This is a genomic window from Pseudalkalibacillus berkeleyi (assembly GCF_021608225.1).
Lineage (GTDB): Bacteria > Bacillota > Bacilli > Bacillales > Fictibacillaceae > Pseudalkalibacillus > Pseudalkalibacillus berkeleyi.
In genome coordinates this window covers 1-15,938 of the sequence record NZ_JAKIJS010000007.1, presented here as the reverse complement: position 1 = coordinate 15,938, position 15,938 = coordinate 1, and the positions used below count along the sequence as shown (strand labels likewise).

General features: G+C 39.8%; 19 protein-coding genes and 1 other RNA gene. 17 read left to right on the top strand and 3 right to left on the bottom strand.

Features of this window, described 5'->3' with window-relative positions; all coding sequences use genetic code 11:
- Positions 1-78: 78 nt before the first annotated feature.
- Positions 79-276 carry an alpha/beta-type small acid-soluble spore protein gene (locus L2716_RS18110; RefSeq protein ID WP_236339285.1) on the bottom strand — a complete coding sequence of 66 codons (198 nt, stop codon included), beginning with the start codon at positions 274-276 and terminating at the stop codon, positions 79-81.
- Positions 277-581: 305 nt separating this feature from the next.
- The gene (locus L2716_RS18105) at positions 582-929 is read right to left on the bottom strand and encodes a hypothetical protein (protein WP_236339283.1); all 348 of its coding nucleotides are present in this window, start codon (positions 927-929) and stop codon (positions 582-584) included.
- Positions 930-1,049: 120 nt separating this feature from the next.
- On the opposite strand from L2716_RS18105, the gene L2716_RS18100 reads away from it, so the two are divergent.
- Positions 1,050-1,637, top strand: a complete 588-nt coding sequence (locus tag L2716_RS18100) for a helix-turn-helix domain-containing protein (RefSeq protein ID WP_236339281.1) — start codon at positions 1,050-1,052, stop codon at positions 1,635-1,637.
- A 79-nt stretch (positions 1,638-1,716) separates the two neighbouring features.
- Here the strand turns inward: L2716_RS18100 and L2716_RS18095 are convergent, their stop codons facing one another.
- On the bottom strand, positions 1,717-2,172 hold the full coding sequence (locus L2716_RS18095) for a hypothetical protein (protein WP_236339279.1): 456 nt from the start codon (positions 2,170-2,172) through the stop codon (positions 1,717-1,719).
- Positions 2,173-2,317: 145 nt separating this feature from the next.
- Here L2716_RS18095 and L2716_RS18090 point away from each other — a divergent pair, with 145 nt between their 5' ends.
- The 16 genes from L2716_RS18090 (at position 2,318) to L2716_RS18015 (ending at position 15,567) form a co-directional block, all read left to right on the top strand.
- A complete protein-coding gene (locus tag L2716_RS18090; protein ID WP_236339278.1) occupies positions 2,318-2,869 on the top strand; it encodes a hypothetical protein in 552 nt (183 codons plus the stop codon).
- 196 nt (positions 2,870-3,065) lie between these two features.
- Positions 3,066-3,638, top strand: coding sequence for a hypothetical protein (locus L2716_RS18085; protein ID WP_236339276.1), 573 nt, complete (start codon positions 3,066-3,068; stop codon positions 3,636-3,638).
- A gap of 228 nt (positions 3,639-3,866) precedes the next feature.
- On the top strand, positions 3,867-4,448 hold the full coding sequence (locus tag L2716_RS18080) for a sigma-70 family RNA polymerase sigma factor (RefSeq protein WP_236339274.1): 582 nt from the start codon (positions 3,867-3,869) through the stop codon (positions 4,446-4,448).
- Positions 4,441-5,094, top strand: a complete 654-nt coding sequence (locus L2716_RS18075) for a helix-turn-helix domain-containing protein (RefSeq protein WP_236339272.1) — start codon at positions 4,441-4,443, stop codon at positions 5,092-5,094. Before L2716_RS18080 ends, L2716_RS18075 begins: the two co-directional genes overlap by 8 nt.
- A 23-nt stretch (positions 5,095-5,117) precedes the next feature.
- Positions 5,118-5,987, top strand: coding sequence for an ABC transporter permease subunit (locus L2716_RS18070; RefSeq protein ID WP_236339270.1), 870 nt, complete (start codon positions 5,118-5,120; stop codon positions 5,985-5,987).
- Between the two features lie 6 nt (positions 5,988-5,993).
- Complete coding sequence (locus L2716_RS18065) at positions 5,994-7,034, top strand: ABC transporter permease (protein ID WP_236339268.1); 1,041 nt, start codon at positions 5,994-5,996, stop codon at positions 7,032-7,034.
- A 220-nt stretch (positions 7,035-7,254) separates the two neighbouring features.
- Positions 7,255-8,550 (top strand): homoserine dehydrogenase, encoded by a 1,296-nt coding sequence (locus L2716_RS18060; RefSeq protein ID WP_236339266.1) that lies wholly within the window; start codon positions 7,255-7,257, stop codon positions 8,548-8,550.
- Positions 8,550-9,614 (top strand): threonine synthase, encoded by a 1,065-nt coding sequence (gene thrC, locus L2716_RS18055; RefSeq protein ID WP_236339368.1) that lies wholly within the window; start codon positions 8,550-8,552, stop codon positions 9,612-9,614. Before L2716_RS18060 ends, thrC begins: the two co-directional genes overlap by 1 nt.
- Complete coding sequence (gene thrB / locus L2716_RS18050; protein WP_236339265.1) at positions 9,611-10,549, top strand: homoserine kinase; 939 nt, start codon at positions 9,611-9,613, stop codon at positions 10,547-10,549. The genes thrC and thrB overlap by 4 nt, the downstream gene beginning before the upstream one ends.
- Positions 10,550-10,643: 94 nt before the next feature.
- The gene (tadA, locus tag L2716_RS18045; protein ID WP_236339263.1) at positions 10,644-11,144 is read left to right on the top strand and encodes a tRNA adenosine(34) deaminase TadA; all 501 of its coding nucleotides are present in this window, start codon (positions 10,644-10,646) and stop codon (positions 11,142-11,144) included.
- Between the two features lie 165 nt (positions 11,145-11,309).
- An RNA gene (gene ffs / locus L2716_RS18040) (signal recognition particle sRNA large type) lies at positions 11,310-11,574 on the top strand.
- Between the two features lie 575 nt (positions 11,575-12,149).
- Entirely contained in the window at positions 12,150-13,898 is a 1,749-nt protein-coding gene (gene dnaX, locus L2716_RS18035) for a DNA polymerase III subunit gamma/tau (RefSeq protein WP_236339261.1), read from the top strand.
- Positions 13,899-13,924: 26 nt separating this feature from the next.
- On the top strand, positions 13,925-14,239 hold the full coding sequence (locus L2716_RS18030) for a YbaB/EbfC family nucleoid-associated protein (RefSeq protein WP_268964099.1): 315 nt from the start codon (positions 13,925-13,927) through the stop codon (positions 14,237-14,239).
- A 151-nt stretch (positions 14,240-14,390) separates the two neighbouring features.
- On the top strand, positions 14,391-14,987 hold the full coding sequence (gene recR / locus L2716_RS18025; RefSeq protein WP_236339251.1) for a recombination mediator RecR: 597 nt from the start codon (positions 14,391-14,393) through the stop codon (positions 14,985-14,987).
- 22 nt (positions 14,988-15,009) lie between these two features.
- Positions 15,010-15,231 (top strand): YaaL family protein, encoded by a 222-nt coding sequence (locus L2716_RS18020; RefSeq protein ID WP_236339235.1) that lies wholly within the window; start codon positions 15,010-15,012, stop codon positions 15,229-15,231.
- Between the two features lie 72 nt (positions 15,232-15,303).
- On the top strand, positions 15,304-15,567 hold the full coding sequence (locus L2716_RS18015) for a pro-sigmaK processing inhibitor BofA family protein (RefSeq protein WP_236339233.1): 264 nt from the start codon (positions 15,304-15,306) through the stop codon (positions 15,565-15,567).
- The last annotated feature ends 371 nt before the right edge of the window (positions 15,568-15,938 follow it).

Below are 15,938 nucleotides of genomic sequence, written 5' to 3'. Positions count from 1 at the left end.
TAATAAAAAAGATCCTCGCTAATCGTTAGCGAAGATCCTTTTGGTCAAGAAGAGGTTTAGCATTAAGTATGCTAGTAATTAGTAACGGCCACCACCAAGTTGTGCTTGAGCTTGTTGTACAAGACGCTTAGTGATTTCTCCGCCTACAGAACCGTTTTGGCGAGAGCTAGTGTCTGGTCCAAGTTGTACTCCGAATTCTGAAGCGATTTCAGTCTTCATAGCGTTAATTGCCGCTTGTGCACCTGGTACTGCCAATTGTTGTTGATTTTGAGCCATGTCAGTCACCTCTATTCATGTGGAATCAGTGGAGGTATTCACCACTTGTCGTTAGTATGAATAGAGTGGAAATTTTTATACAATAATTGAATTTGGTAAAATGAGGTAATTGTTAAGGTGTGGGTATAACACTTGGTATATATAGTGTTGTGAACAATAAAAAAACACATACATGTGGCTAAAAGCCACATGTACTTTGGTTCTTTCTTGCTACAATTGTTTTATACATAAATCATTTACGTCTCTGAGAGACTAAATGAAAGATTACATTTCATGGGAATGGTTATGAATAAATCGACTTGCAACTAGTGCAAAGGGTGAAATTCATTTTTCATTGACATGATGTCGATATACCAATCATTGTCACAATAATGTAGATGGAAAACGATCATGATTTGTTCATTACAAACGGATAGTACAATATGATTGCGTTCATACAAGAGAACTTTTGATTTTAATAAATGCAATGTTTGGCAAGTTTGAATATTTCTTAATATGTATGTGTTGATACGTTCGTAGTTTTCCTTCCAAAAGTCTGTTGAATCTTTGGTTAACAAGTAGGTGCTTGATGTGTTTTGTTCTAATACTAATTGTAACCAAGCAAAGGGCAGGTAGAGTGGTTTACTGTTTAAAGGTCGAGTTGTAATTGGCATCATGCACATCCCTTCAAATGTAATTTTTAACATTAAATCAAATAGTAGTCGTTGTAATTATATTCTTATAATTCTGATAATAATCAAAGTGGCTGTTTGCAACATATGGAGGGGTCTTAAATGAGAGAATGGCTCATACAAGCAAGAAAACAAAAAGGTTATACACAAGAACAAGTAGCAATGCAATGTTTTATTGATCGATCCTACTATGCACAAATCGAGAAAGGGACGAGGAATCCAAGTATGGAAGTTGCGAAAAAAATCGCAACAGCTCTTGGTGTGAACCCTTCAACTTTCTTTAACGATCAATATGAGGAACCTTCATTTCTTTTATTACTTAGGAATTCTCAAATGGTGATTGCCTATTGTAATTTACAGTTGGAATACATGTGGGTGTTTAATCCACATCCGGATTTTGAATCTGCAAATTTATTAGGTAAACGTGATGATGAGATTGCGAATAATAAAGGCACGAAAGAACTAATGGCATTTAAACAAGAAATAATTGATACAGGCATGAAGATGAGAAAGAAAATTAACTTTCCTACAACATTAGGTGAAAGCACATACGATATTTACGGTGAACCGATTACAGATAAGAATGATGAAATCATCGGAGTCATCACAATATCATTAGACGTGACGAAGAAGACGAGCAAGAAGAGAACGATAGACAGTAAAAAACCAAACAAACGCCCCATCATCTAGATGTGGGCGTTTGGTCGTTTAAGATTTAGTGAGCATTGAAAGGGCGATTAAGCTTTTCTATGTTTCACATGGAACATTCTTATTTAACTTTAATTTTATAAGCGATGAACGAGTCACCTTGGTTCTCCCATTTCGCAAACACGCCATATACATACGTTCCAGGCTCTTCTGGTATTTTCAATTCATATTGGTCTTTAAAGGTTTGATGCTCAGCACCATCTTTTAGCACCATGACGTGAAGACTACTCGGATCCTGTTCATAGGAAATCTGCATGTTTCCACTTTTCGATACGACTAAAGGGGGAGTATCTTCAGTTAGTTCTTCTGCGCCACCAGTATCTGCACATACACCTTTATATGATGTGCTCCAGCAATAAGATCCTTCTTTATATGAAACTTCTTTATCTTCAATTGTGATGGTTGCCTTCGGAGGCTTTTGTTCCTTAGACTCACCACTTCCATTTGCAACAGAACCACATCCAGCTAACATCAAAATCGATAAGGATAAAACAAATACGCTCAACAATCGAAACATACTTTCCCTCCTTTTTTCTAATGACGTACCAACCTATAGATCCGTTTCAAATATTGATAATTTAGAAAAATAAAATAATTTACATATTTGAAATCCTTGGTACACTAACAAAGCTTAGGAGAACATACACAAGGGGGAGAAACATATGAAAAAAATCCTAACAACACTTATGTTGGCAGTGCTCGTATTAACTTTAGCTGCTTGCGGAAGCCAAGATTCTGCTACAGGGACGAAAGAAGATAAAGAAGAGAAAATAGATCCGATTGAAGTGAAGTCTGCTTTAATGGACTTTCAATCAGAAATGGTAGATGTGTTACAAGACAGCCACAAACCTTTTACTGAATTTGAAGCGATCAAGGCGAAAATGAATGATCCTGAAACAACAGCTGAAAACATGCCTACGAAAGAGGATGCAGAAGCACTGATGGAAGAAGCAAAATCTGCAGGACCAAAGGCAGCAGAAGACATTAGATCAATGGAGATTCCTGTTGAACTGGCTCAATATGAAGAAGATCTCAAGGCAGCTTTAGAAGATGCTGCCGCATCCTATGAAAAACGAGTAGAAGAGCTGACACTTGAAAAGAAAGAAACGGAAAGTGAAGCAGATCAACTATTTGCAAACTTTGAAGAAAAGCTCGGTAAAATCTTCGAAGCTTCAGATTTACTACCACCAAATATCCAAAAAGAATTAGAATAGATTTAATGTAAGTGCCCAGAGAAAATCTGAGGCACTTTTTTATTATATTTACTACAAAAAAATTTATTTAAAAATATCCATTTATGTCCAACCAAGGTGGGGTGTGTTTCGTCTCTATATACGGACAACGATTTCTGTCTATAAACGTGTCGGAACCGTTGTGCTAAATAAACAATTAAAAGGGGAGCTTTAAACCATGAAGAAATTATTAATGATTGCAGCTGTATTCCTTCTTGCTATTACTGCAGCTTGTAGCCAAGATTCAGAAGGAACAGAGGACAAAAAGTCTGAAGAAACAAATACTGAAGAGACTGGAACAGAAAATGAAACAAGCGAAGAAGAACTAAAAGTAGCTTTATTGAACTTCCAAAGCGAGGTTGTAGATGTCCTTCAAGCACATCAAGGTCCTTTTAATGAATTCCAAGCTTCAAAAGAGACTTATCTTGATGAAGAAGCGGAGGAGAAGCCGACAACTGAAGAGTTAGAAGCTTTGAAAAAAGCTGCTGAAGAAGAAGGCCCTAAAGCGGCAGAAGCTATTCGTTCCATTTCAATTCCAAGTGAACTTTCAAAATATGAAGAAGAAATGAAAACGGCTCTAGAGGACGCTGCTGCTTCTTACGAAAAACGAGCAGAGAGTCTTACAATTGAAGCATCTGAGGATGCTCAAGCAGAAGCGGATGAATTGTTTGCAAGTTTTGAAGAAAAAATGGGGAAAGCATTTGAAGATCTTGGTTTAACTGCACCAAGCTTTTCAGCTGAATTATCCTAATCGTAATGAGGTCGAACCTTACATCTTTTTTAGAAGAGATGTAGGGTTCGGCTTTTTTTTATGTCTAAATGTAATATCCAAATTTAGGCGAACTTTGGCCAGGGTCTCTTCCCAAACTCTGAAATTAAACATATAATTTGTTTAAAATGTAAAAATGTTCAAACAATAACCAACCGAATTAACATTTGTTCGTCTATATAGAGAAGGGTCTTTTAGGGGGTTGTACGTATGGAAAACTTTCGAGAAGTTTTTCAAGAAAAGCATTCATTCAGTATTGAAAACTTACGTTTATATAAAGAAGAGATCATGGAAGAGGTCGTGGATTGTTTCGCTGAGAGATTGACTCGTCTCGCTTATACATATGTGAAAGACTGGGGCAAAGCAGAGGATATCGTTCAAGATGTATTCATTACTTGTTATTCAAAGCTTGAAACGTTTCGTGGCGAGGGTTCATTGAAGAATTGGTTATACCGGATTACGGTTAATCGCTGCAAAGATCATTTAAAGAGCTGGTCCCACAGAAATGTATGGTTTGCCAATCCAGTTACTTTTTTTAAACAAGAAAGTAACGAGCACACCCCAGAGCTCCGATTAATTGTGGAGGATGAATACAATGAATTAGCAGAATCGATCCTTTCGCTGCCTGTTAAATACCGTGAACTTATTATTTTGTACTATCAGGAAGAATTAAGCCTCGCAGAAATTAGTGAGTTGTTCAAGATTAAGCCGTCCACTTTGAAGTCTAGGTTATTCCAAGCAAGGAAGCTTTTGCGAACTCAACTCGAGAAAGGGGCAGAACCTAATGGATGATAAGTTGAAGCAACTAGATCAAATAATGGATAAGGCAGTTTATCAAAAAAAGCGATTTACAGATGCAAGAAAACAGGCTGTTATGAAACAAATCCGCGAACAACCGAATCCCCCAATGTTCCTTGAAAAATATATGGGGAGGATCAAGCCGTTATTAAGTTTGGCCGTTTGCTTATGCTTCCTTCTGTTCTCAGTCACCTATATTTTAGAGCCTCCGCAAAAAGGGGAGAAATTTATTGATGGTGCGTTGCTTACATCGGATCAAGTTGTTACGAGTCTACCACTGATTAATCGTGTCGCACATATCGCCATACAAGAAAATGGCTTCATAGAGTATGTGAATGTTACAAAACGAGAGAAATTTGTTTCATTAAATATAGAGATTGCTTCACACGCTAGTAAAGCTGAAGTTCGCTCCTCAGTAGAAGAAATGTTCCACAAAGGAACTGAGCTATATACCGGTATCGAAGCAGTGGAAGAGATCGGTCAGCCTTGGATCGGTTATACAGTAGAAATTAATGTACGGAAACAGCATGACAAGAAAGGTGTCTGGAAGGAGCAAAATGATTCGGCATTTGTCCGGGGGTTGAAACAAAACGATCAGAACAAAATTACATGGTTGGATAAAGAGAAGGGGTTACATTAATTAGGTAGGTCTAGGGGGCGTGTATGAGTTTTTTAATCAATCAATTGCTAAGGTTTGGGTGTATTGTAGTCGGAATCATAATGATGGCTGGTTTGCCAAACTTATTACCTTCAGACGGTTCATTTACGCTCAACTGGTCTGGTTACATTGCGAGTATAAAGGAAGTCTTTCAAGGGTTGTTGAATATTCAAGAGATTACTTACAGTACGGGCGGGGCAACGAGAGCATTATTGCCTCAATTATCTGGAATCGTTTCTTATTCTCTCATCATTTTAATCGGTGCGCTCTTACTTGCACTTGTAACTGCAGGATTCTTCACATTTGTAACGATGCTTATACAGGAGAAGTGGAGAGGAAAGGTTAAGGTTTTCACTTTCATCCTGGAATCTATACCGGATCTTTTAATTATTCTCATTTGTCAGCTCGCCATTGTGTGGCTTTATAAACAAACTGGGCTGCTATTCTTTGAGGTCGCTTCATTGCCTGGAGAACCAATCTATTTACTTCCTATGGTTTGTTTATCTATACTGCCAATGATCCAATATTATAAAGTCATGGTTTCCATAACGGAGATTGAACTGGAGAAACAATATGTAGATTTAGCAAAAAGCAAAGGTGTCTACCCAACAATGATTCTGATCTACCACGTACTAAGGAATGCACTTGGCAGTTTGTTGAACTATTCCAAAACCGTCATTTGGTTTATGTTATCTAATTTACTCATCCTCGAATACATATTTAATATTAATGGCATTATGAGCTTTTTATTAGAATACCTAGAGCCGACGGTGTTTGCCTTAAGCTTACTTGCGATTTTCATCCCGATCTTTCTGTTCTTTGCACTTGGGCAATGGCTGCTTGAGAGATTTACGAATGAAAAGGTCGTGATGTAAGTGATTTTGAGATTATTTAAGAATACATACTTTCTAATTGGCTTTCTATTTCTCTTCACTTTGATCGCTACTAGTTTCCTACATACATTTGTTTGGGATAACCATGTAGCTCAAACACAAGTCCTTTATGAAAAAGGGAGAGCAATTGAAGCAGCTCCTTTATCACCTAGTTTAGACATCCCTCTAGGTACGAATAACTTAGGTTTTCACTTTACGCATATGATATCAATTGGTGCAAAGTATACGATTGGATTTGCCATAATAATTGCAACGATTCGCTTACTTACTTCATTGGTATTCGGCATACTTTATGGCGCATATCTTTATCGATTTAGACGCTATATAACTTGGTTTGTTGATGTTTTCAACTATGTTCCAGTTACTTTATTAGCTTTGTTCATATTGACGCCGTTCTTAGTAGAAAATTTCAATGGCTTTGCGTATACATTTTGGGAGCGGGTAGGCATTGAAGTTGTCATCCTGGCATTCTTAGCTGTTCCGACAACGTCCATATTGATTGGAAATGAATTAGGTAGAATCTATAACCATGAATTTATTGATGGTGCAAAGGTTGTAGGTGGGAGTAGACTTCATATTTTATGGAAACACGTGAGACCCCATATTCAACCACAGCTTTGGATTATATTCATGCAGCAGCTCGTTCAAACGATGCTAGTATTGGCGCATTTAGGTTTCTTCAAAGTATTCTTTGGTGGTACAAATATAAGCTTTGATCCGAACTGGCCGGATCCACCTCAATCTATGTCATATGAGTGGTCCGGTTTGATCGGAAATGGTGTCCGTTATATCACTGTCTATCCGTGGATTGTTCTTGTTCCGATTGTTTTCTTTGCTTTAACGATTTTATCGATGAATTTTATGCTTGAAGGCATGAAGTCTGTCACAGAAAATTGGCGCGTGAAATTCAGTACTGATGAATCTTCTGCACCCAACTATAGTAAAAATCCATCACCAGAAAAACAATTTACGCCTCTAAAAAATCACACCAACCAAAGAAGAGAACTCCGATTAAATCATAAAGAATAAAGCAGTGGTCGACCTTGAATAAAACGTCTCAATCCATGAATTTTGGAGGATGACGAGGCATTCAGGGTCTTTTTTAATTTTTTTTTGCTGGCATAGAAGCAATGTAAGCTCTTACATAGAAAAACTGCAAAATAACCTATTGTAATGGCTGTACACCTTCCTTATAATGTCCGTAATACACAAACAAATGTCCATTACAGAAGAACAGGAGGATGGTTAAATGGAATCCATTTCAGTCGGTATACTAGGATTAGGTACAGTAGGTTCAGGGGTTGTTAAGGTAATTGAAAATCATCAGGACAAACTCTTTCATCAGATCGGTTGTCCAGTTGAAATCAAAAAGGCTCTCGTAAAAGAAGTAAACAAAACAAGGGATGTCGAGGTAGACCTCTCACTACTAACACAAAATCCTAATGATGTACTGTTAGATCCAGAGATTGATATTGTCGTAGAAGTAATGGGGAGTGTCGAAGAAACGAGAGGATACCTCGTACAAGCTCTCGAGCAAAAGAAGCATGTCGTAACAGCAAACAAGGATTTGATGGCTGTTCATGGACCCGAACTCTTGTCTATTGCCGAGAAGAATCAATGCGATCTATTCTATGAAGCAAGTGTAGCGGGAGGGATACCAATCCTACGCGGGCTGAAAGATGGTTTAGCTTCTGATCGCATAACAAAAATCATGGGAATCGTAAACGGGACTACGAATTTTATTTTGACGAAAATGTCGAAGGAAGGACGTTCATATGACGATGTCCTGTCTGAAGCGCAGCAACTCGGTTTTGCTGAAGCAGACCCGACTGCTGACGTGGGTGGACTGGATTCCGCTCGTAAAATGGCGATTCTATCTACACTTGGTTTTTCAATGAACATTGATTTAGATGATGTCCAGGTGGAGGGCATAACAGAAGTTACTGAAGAAGACCTTCAATATGCAGAGCAATTCGGGTACACAATGAAGTTAATCGGTAATGCTCATCGACAAGGGACAAAAGTTGAAGTGAACGTTGAGCCGACTTTACTCGTCAACACACATCCGTTGTCTTCTGTAGATGATGAATATAATGCTGTATATGTGTATGGAGAAGCAGTGGGGGAAACGATGTTTTACGGACCTGGCGCAGGCAGCCTTCCAACTGCGACAGCCGTCGTTTCAGACATGGTTGGCGTAATGAGAAACATGAGACTTGGTGTGAATGGGAATAGTTCAGTTATTCCAGAGTTTCCCAAGCAACTGAAAGGTAAAGAAGAGATTTATTCAAAACATTTTCTAAGATTACATGTTGAAGACGAGGTGGGTGTTCTTTCAAGTATTACTTCAACTTTTTCAAAGAACGGTGCAAGCTTTGAAAAAGTTCTACAAAATCCACTTCCTTCAGAAAAACGTGCAGAAATTGTCCTTATTACTCATCAGGTTTCTTTAGAGAATTTCGAGAAGATTCTTTCCGAATTAAATGACCTTACAGCTGTTCACGGGATTAAAAGCACATACCGTGTGGAGGGAGGTAAAAGTTGATGAATCAATGGGGCGGCTTACTATCAGAATTCCAGTCCTATTTACCTGTATCTGAGCGAACACCTCCATTAAGTTTAAATGAAGGAAACACGCCCCTTGTACAACTCCCATCACTCTCAAAAGAACTAGATGTTGAGTTGTATGCAAAGATTGAAGGGGCCAACCCGACAGGATCGTTTAAAGATCGAGGGATGGTTCTAGCTGTTGCGAAGGCGAAGGAAGCGGGTAGCAATGTCGTCATATGTGCGTCAACAGGGAACACGTCTGCTTCAGCAGCAGCTTATGCAGCGAGAGCAGGCATGAAATGTATCGTTGTCATACCAGATGGCAAAATTGCGAAAGGAAAGTTAGCACAAGCGGTCATGTATGGAGCAGAAATTGTCTCAATAGAAGGGAACTTCGATGAGGCGTTAAAGATCGTCCGTGAAATAAGTGAACAAGAATCGGTCACGCTCGTTAATTCTGTAAATCCATTTCGAATTGAGGGACAAAAGACAGGGGCGTTTGAAATATGCAACCAACTTGGAGATGCACCTGATCTACTTGCTATACCAGTTGGGAATGCAGGAAATATCTCTGCTTACTGGAGAGGATTTAAAGAGTTCCATAAAGCGCAAAACACAATACTCCCCCAGATGTATGGATTTGAAGCTGAAGGAGCCGCTGCCATTGTCCATGATCGGATTTTTCATCAACCAGAAACGATCGCAACAGCCATTCGAATCGGTAATCCAGCCAGTTGGAATCTTGCCGTAGAGGCTGTCCAACAATCCTCTGGACGTATAGATGAAGTAAATGACGAGGAAATCATTCAAGCTTATGAGGACTTGGCAAAAAAAGAAGGAGTATTTGCAGAACCGGCTTCCTGTGCCTCGTTAGCTGGATTAAAAAAGTTGAAAGCAAATAGTCAATTAATGCGTGGCCAACGGATTGTTATGGTCTTAACAGGTAATGGACTAAAGGATCCGGACACGGCCATATCAGCAAGTTCATTCCAATCAAAGACATTACCGAACGAATATGAGATTGTATCTCATTACATTAAAGGGGCGATTGGTGTATGAAACATTACGCCTGGCAGATACGAGTTCCAGCAAGTACCGCAAACCTCGGCCCTGGATTTGATTCAATCGGAATTGCATTAGACCGTTATTTAACAATCAAAGTTTATCCAAGTTGTAATTGGAAGGTAAATACACTTGCACCCTTTCAATTTTGTTTTCCTACGGATGAACGCAACCTTATTGTAAAAACCGCGCTTAGGACGGCTCAACTTTTTGATTATGATTTACACCCTCACTTAATTGAAGTAGAAAGTGAAATCCCTGCAGCGAGTGGATTAGGTTCAAGTGCGGCTGCCATTGTTGCTGGCATTGAGCTTGCTAATTTAGTTGGGAAACTAGGATTATCTCGTAAAAAGAAATTAGAGTTAGCCGCAAAGTTTGAAGGTCACGCAGATAATGTAGGTGCATCTTTGTACGGTGGGCTTGTCGTTACCTCTATGATGAAAGACAATGTGGAATTACAATCTATACCGGATCTCGATTTCCGAGTAATCGTTGTTACGCCGACCGAAGAATTAAAAACAGAGGTGTCTCGTGAGATTCTTCCTGAATGGTTGCGTTTTTCTGAGGCTGTAGATGCGGGAACCCGTTCGAATTTGCTGATTGCGGCTCTTTGTCAAAAGGATTGGCCGGTTGTTGGCAGAATGATGCGTCACGACTTGTATCATCAACCTTACCGGAAGCCCATTATCCCGCATTACGAAAAAGTTGAGGAAATCGCTGACAATCATGGGGCATTTGGAGTAGCCTTAAGTGGAGCAGGTCCAACGATTGCTTGTTTCGTTGAACACCACATGTCAGATCGGCTATTGGTGAACCTTACGAATAGCTTTCCTGACATGGAAGTACAACAACTATCTATTGAAGAAAAGGGAGTAACACTCCTTCCAGTTGAACCGTATTCGTCTTTTCATAAAGGTGATCTTGCTAATTAGTGAGTAGGTATAGTACTCGCTTGATTGGATTTCTCTGTCTCGTTGCAGTAAAGTGAATGTAACTGATTTTTATCGTACGATTGAGGAGTTCACTATGAATCAAAAAACAGACGAAACCTATATGAAAAAAGCAATTGAAATCGCAGAACAGGCTTCAGCACTTGGAGAGGTTCCGATTGGTGCCATAATCGTAAAGGATCATGAAATCATCGCTTCTGGATATAACTTGAGAGAAACAGAACAACGGGCTGTCGCTCATGCTGAAATTCTGGCAATTGATGAAGCATGCAAGAATTTAGGTACGTGGCGGCTATCCGGTTGTACGTTATATGTAACATTAGAGCCTTGTTCGATGTGTGCTGGCGCACTTGTATTATCTCGGGTTGATCGAGTGGTCTACGGGGCAAGTGATCCGAAAGGTGGTTGTGCAGGCACACTCATGAATTTGTTGGACGAACCACGTTTTAATCACCAGGCGGTTGTAACGTCTGGCGTGTTAGCAGATGAATGCGGACAGATGCTCAGTGATTTTTTCAGGTCGTTAAGAACTAGAAAAAAGGTCAAAAAAGATACAGCACTTGATGCAAAAGAATGAAGCGTGTTATAGTTGTTTTCTGCTCCTGATATCCCTTTAGATACGGTAACGTAGTACGAAGGTTCATATAAAGGATGTTCCGAAATTTTACAGTTGATTTTACGGACAAGGGAGCGTATACTAAGAAATGCGCAATTATAGCGCTTAAAAATGTTATCAAATTTGCCGTGCTAGGTGGGAAGGTAGCGGTGTCCTGTACTCGCAATCCGCTGTAGCGAGACTGAATTCCTTTCTAAGGTTAGCTGACGTAAGGCCTGCCGTTCGTAAGTGGTGTTGACATCCGGGTCCTGCGCAACGGAGCCCCATGAACCCTGTCAGGTCCGGAAGGAAGCAGCAGTAAGTGGGTTCCTCCGTGTGCCGCGGGGTTGCCTGGATCGAGCTAACTGCGAGCGTAACGCTTATGGAGGTTTTATCGAAGAAAGGTGCACGGCGTTAATACATAAGCTAAGAACTCATCCTTAACGGATGAGTTTTTTCTATATAAAGGGGATCAGTGTTCATCTTATCGCATGAATGAGGCGTTTTTTAGATAATGGTAGTGTTTTTCTAGATAAATTAAGATTTTTTTAGATAAATCGGCATTTTTCTGGATAATTTCATTTTTTTCTAGATAATTCCCCGATTTTCTAGATAACTGATGATCTGTCCAGCTCAAGATCCTTTATTTAAGAGATCAATCCTACTATTAAAGCTGAAATAACCTGTTTTTGACCATTTCAGTAGTAAAAGTGCTCATAATCAGGTGTTTTAAACGTTTTTAGCGTGGATTTAACTGATTTCGCTTTTCTATTTATTCTACTTTGAAAATAAACGGTGGAATCGGTATAATAAAAAGGATGAAAATGTTCTAATTTAGAAACACCATAACTTCTCAGCATCGTTGTAATTTGACGCTGTTGAAAAGTTAACTGACGAAGTATGAAATTTAGTTTCAGCGCCCAGTCACTTGCAAGTGACTAACCCGGCGCTTGCGCTTTTCTTAAAAAATAAAAGGAGGGTGTGCGGATGGCATATCAAGCATTATACCGGCTATATCGACCTCAACAATTTGAAGATATGGTCGGGCAAGAGCATATAACGAAAACGCTGCAAAATGCACTTTTACAACAAAAGCTATCCCATGCCTACCTGTTCAGCGGTCCAAGAGGTACTGGTAAAACAAGTGCAGCTAAAATTATAGCGAAGGCTGTAAACTGCGCAAAAGCACCAGTAGCAGAGCCTTGTAATGAATGCGAAGCTTGCCTTGGTATAACGAAAGGTTCGAACTCGGATGTAATTGAAATTGACGCGGCTTCTAATAACGGTGTTGATGAAATTCGTGATATCCGAGATAAAGTGAAGTATGCACCGAGCTCCGTTCAATACAAAGTGTACATTATCGATGAAGTACATATGCTTTCAATTGGCGCATTTAATGCTCTATTGAAAACATTAGAAGAACCACCAGCACATGTCATCTTCATACTTGCAACGACAGAGCCGCATAAGATTCCGTTAACAATTATCTCTAGATGTCAAAGGTTCGATTTCAGAAGAATCACAAGTCATGCCATCGTTAAAAGAATGCAGACGGTGATTGCATCTCAAAACGTACCAGTTGAGGAAGAAGCGCTCCAACTCGTTGCCCGAGCAGCAGAAGGCGGTATGCGAGATGCATTAAGCATTCTCGATCAAGCCGTTTCATATAGTGAGGACACCGTCACGACTGAAGATGTGCTTGCTGTCACAGGATCTGTTTCGCAAACCTTTTTATCTGAAATGACCCGATCATTTCAAGAACATCAGGTCGTTGATGCTTTAAGGCAAATTGATCAGTTGATGGATAAAGGAAAGGATCCGATTCGCTTTATTAACGATTTGATCTTTTATTACCGTGATATGCTTCTTTATCAGGCGGCTCCAAATCTCGAAGAAGTGCTTGATCGCGCTCAAGTCGATCAAGAGTTTGAGATGCTCGCTAAAAAAATACAAGGTGATTGGATTTACCAGGTTATCGATATCTTGAATAAAGCCCAGCAAGAAATGAAATGGACCAATCACCCTAGAATCCATTTAGAATTGGCAATCGTAAAGCTCTGTCAGGAGGAAAGTGCACCTAAACCATCCGGACAAACAGACGTACAGCCATTAATAAATCGGATTGAACAATTAGAAAAAGAACTAACAAAACTTAAAGAGCAAGGTGTTCCGGCAGCCTCGTCTGATGCAGCTCAAGAGCCAGCGAAACCAAAACGAACGTTCCAATCGAAAACGCCAAAATCCAAGGCTTCTACAGGTCGTATAAAGGAAATGCTTAAGGGTGCTTCCAAAAAAGACCTACAGCTTCTACGGAGCAAGTGGGGCGATATTATGGAACGGATCAAATCAAGGATGGTCAATGCACATGCTTGGATGATTAATGCGACACCTGTTGCGAGCTCAGATAACGCCTTTCTACTCGCTTTCCAGCATGAACTCCATAGTCAAATGGCAGTTAAAGAGAATATTCGGGAATGTGTCGAGTCCGTCGTTCAAGAAACGCTAGGACAACAAATGACGATGATGACTATTCTTGAAGAAGACTGGGAAAAGGTCAAACAATCTTTTATAGAAGAACAAAGACAGTCTGATTCAACCGATATAATAGAAGAAGAGGAACCATCTACTGATTCGATAGAGGACAAACCGGAATCCAACTCGAAAAAAGAAGAGGATCCGATAGTAGAAGAAGCGGTTAAGCTTTTCGGTTCTGAATACGTGGAAGTAGAAGATTAATTTAATTAATTAAAGGAGGAATTACCATGAAAGGTAATATGAATAACATGATGAAACAAATGCAGAAAATGCAAAAGCAAATGATGAAGGCTCAAGAGGAGCTTAAGGACAAATCGGTAGAAGGTACAGCCGGTGGAGGTATGGTTACCGTTACAGTAAACGGCCATAAAGAAGTTACGGATATCGTAATTAAAGAAGAAGCTGTAGACCCAGATGATATCGATATGCTACAAGACTTAGTTCTTGCAGCGACAAATGACGCACTGAAAAAAGTGGATGATCTTGTGAATCAAGACATGGGTCAATTCACAAAAGGCATGAATTTACCAGGCATGTTCTAAAAGATCAATTAAATAAAGCGCACAAATAACGAAGAAGTATGAGCAGCAAGAGTCAATCGTTCAACTGAATTGACTTAACCTGCTTAGAGGGATTGATGATTCAGGTGTCGTAAGCACCTTTTGTCATATCTCTTCTATAGGAGGAATTACGGTGCATTATCCTGAACCGATTTCGAAGTTGATCGATAGCTTTATGAAATTGCCGGGAATCGGACCGAAAACGGCCGTCCGACTGGCATTCTTTGTTCTAGAAATGAAAGAAGACGATGTATTTGAATTCGGTAAGGCTTTGGTCAATGCAAAAAGAGATCTCACCTATTGTTCAAATTGTCATCACATAACAGACCGTGACCCTTGTATGATTTGTGAGGACACAAGTCGAGACAAAACGATGATTTGCGTTGTACACGACTCTAAAGATGTTATTGCGATGGAGAAGATGAAAGAATACCGCGGACTCTATCATGTGCTTCACGGCGCAATTTCTCCTGTTGAAGGAATTGGACCAGAAGACATTAAAGTTGCAGAGCTTATCAAACGTCTTCAAGATGATACCGTTCAAGAGTTAATCATGGCAACTGACCCTAACATAGAAGGGGAGGCAACCGCGATGTACATCAGTCGTTTAGTAAAACCAACTGGCATCAAGATCACTCGAATCGCGCACGGTCTTCCTGTTGGTGGAGATCTAGAGTATGCCGATGAGGTCACATTATCTCGTGCTCTTGAAGGGCGCCGAGAAATTTAGCTCCACGGAGGCGGGGTAAGTCGTGTTTTTTCGTCGTAAAGGTCGGCTTCGGAAGGAAGCAAATGAACGATTATTAAATGCCATTGAATCCGTTAGATCCGAATGGCTAACCAAAAAAGAACTAATTGAAAATAGCGTTGAACCCTCAGAGCAGGTACTATATGAAGTCAAATTGGCAAAGGCTAAATACTTCTTTCTGTTAAAAGAGGCGAAAGTACGCAAAATTAGAACGAGGAGTTTCTGAAACTTCTCGTTCTTTTTTTGTTTGTCTCTACATATGAATAGAGTTGAGACAAACTGTTAGGGGGATAGCGTTATGGATCCGTTCTGGGTATTTGCAATCGTATGTGGATTGGTCATACTCCTCTTGGTCATCGGTGCACCACTGAAACCTCTCCGTTGGGTCGGACAAGCTGCTGTGAAACTCGTGATCGGAGCGTTGCTATTATTCTTCCTCAACGCATTCGGCACAGCTATTAATCTACACATTCCGATTAATCTAGCGACCGCATCTGTGTCCGGTTTCCTCGGAATTCCTGGATTGCTAGCTCTCGTAGCGATTCAAAAGTTTGTTCTATAGAACTATGAAAAGAGCTGAATAACAGAAGCTCTTTTTTTCTTTGAAAAAAGCCTTGCGTCGTGAACTCCCCCATGATATAGTTATTTCTGTTGCTCTTTTGAAAGGCGCACAGACGTCACAATCTATCATTCTTTTTCTTTGAAAAAAGGCTTTGACAAGATAAACAAATGATGATAGTATATTAGAAGTCGCAACAAGACATCAAAACATAACAAACTTCGATAAAACACAGCGATTTACACAAGTGATCGAAGTCGCCCATAACCGGGCAAACAGCTCTTTGAAAACTGAACAAAAGCCAAGCGTGAAACACGGGTCTTTTTATAAAGAACCCTGAATCAATTTCGATTTAAAATTATGAGCAAGTCAAA

What these genes read in the sequence shown, in the direction of transcription:
- L2716_RS18085 (WP_236339276.1), top strand. Translation starts at nt 3,066, where the DNA reads ATGAAGAAATTATTAATGATTGCAGCTGTATTCCTTCTTGCTATTACT.
- tadA (WP_236339263.1), top strand. Translation starts at nt 10,644, where the DNA reads ATGAATCAAAAAACAGACGAAACCTATATGAAAAAAGCAATTGAAATC.
- L2716_RS18070 (WP_236339270.1), top strand. Translation starts at nt 5,118, where the DNA reads ATGAGTTTTTTAATCAATCAATTGCTAAGGTTTGGGTGTATTGTAGTC.
- L2716_RS18105 (WP_236339283.1), bottom strand. Translation starts at nt 929, where the DNA reads ATGCCAATTACAACTCGACCTTTAAACAGTAAACCACTCTACCTGCCC.
- L2716_RS18100 (WP_236339281.1), top strand. Translation starts at nt 1,050, where the DNA reads ATGAGAGAATGGCTCATACAAGCAAGAAAACAAAAAGGTTATACACAA.
- L2716_RS18090 (WP_236339278.1), top strand. Translation starts at nt 2,318, where the DNA reads ATGAAAAAAATCCTAACAACACTTATGTTGGCAGTGCTCGTATTAACT.
- dnaX (WP_236339261.1), top strand. Translation starts at nt 12,150, where the DNA reads ATGGCATATCAAGCATTATACCGGCTATATCGACCTCAACAATTTGAA.
- L2716_RS18030 (WP_268964099.1), top strand. Translation starts at nt 13,925, where the DNA reads ATGAAAGGTAATATGAATAACATGATGAAACAAATGCAGAAAATGCAA.
- L2716_RS18110 (WP_236339285.1), bottom strand. Translation starts at nt 276, where the DNA reads ATGGCTCAAAATCAACAACAATTGGCAGTACCAGGTGCACAAGCGGCA.
- thrB (WP_236339265.1), top strand. Translation starts at nt 9,611, where the DNA reads ATGAAACATTACGCCTGGCAGATACGAGTTCCAGCAAGTACCGCAAAC.
- thrC (WP_236339368.1), top strand. Translation starts at nt 8,550, where the DNA reads ATGAATCAATGGGGCGGCTTACTATCAGAATTCCAGTCCTATTTACCT.
- L2716_RS18095 (WP_236339279.1), bottom strand. Translation starts at nt 2,172, where the DNA reads ATGTTTCGATTGTTGAGCGTATTTGTTTTATCCTTATCGATTTTGATG.
- L2716_RS18075 (WP_236339272.1), top strand. Translation starts at nt 4,441, where the DNA reads ATGGATGATAAGTTGAAGCAACTAGATCAAATAATGGATAAGGCAGTT.
- L2716_RS18060 (WP_236339266.1), top strand. Translation starts at nt 7,255, where the DNA reads ATGGAATCCATTTCAGTCGGTATACTAGGATTAGGTACAGTAGGTTCA.
- L2716_RS18015 (WP_236339233.1), top strand. Translation starts at nt 15,304, where the DNA reads ATGGATCCGTTCTGGGTATTTGCAATCGTATGTGGATTGGTCATACTC.
- L2716_RS18080 (WP_236339274.1), top strand. Translation starts at nt 3,867, where the DNA reads ATGGAAAACTTTCGAGAAGTTTTTCAAGAAAAGCATTCATTCAGTATT.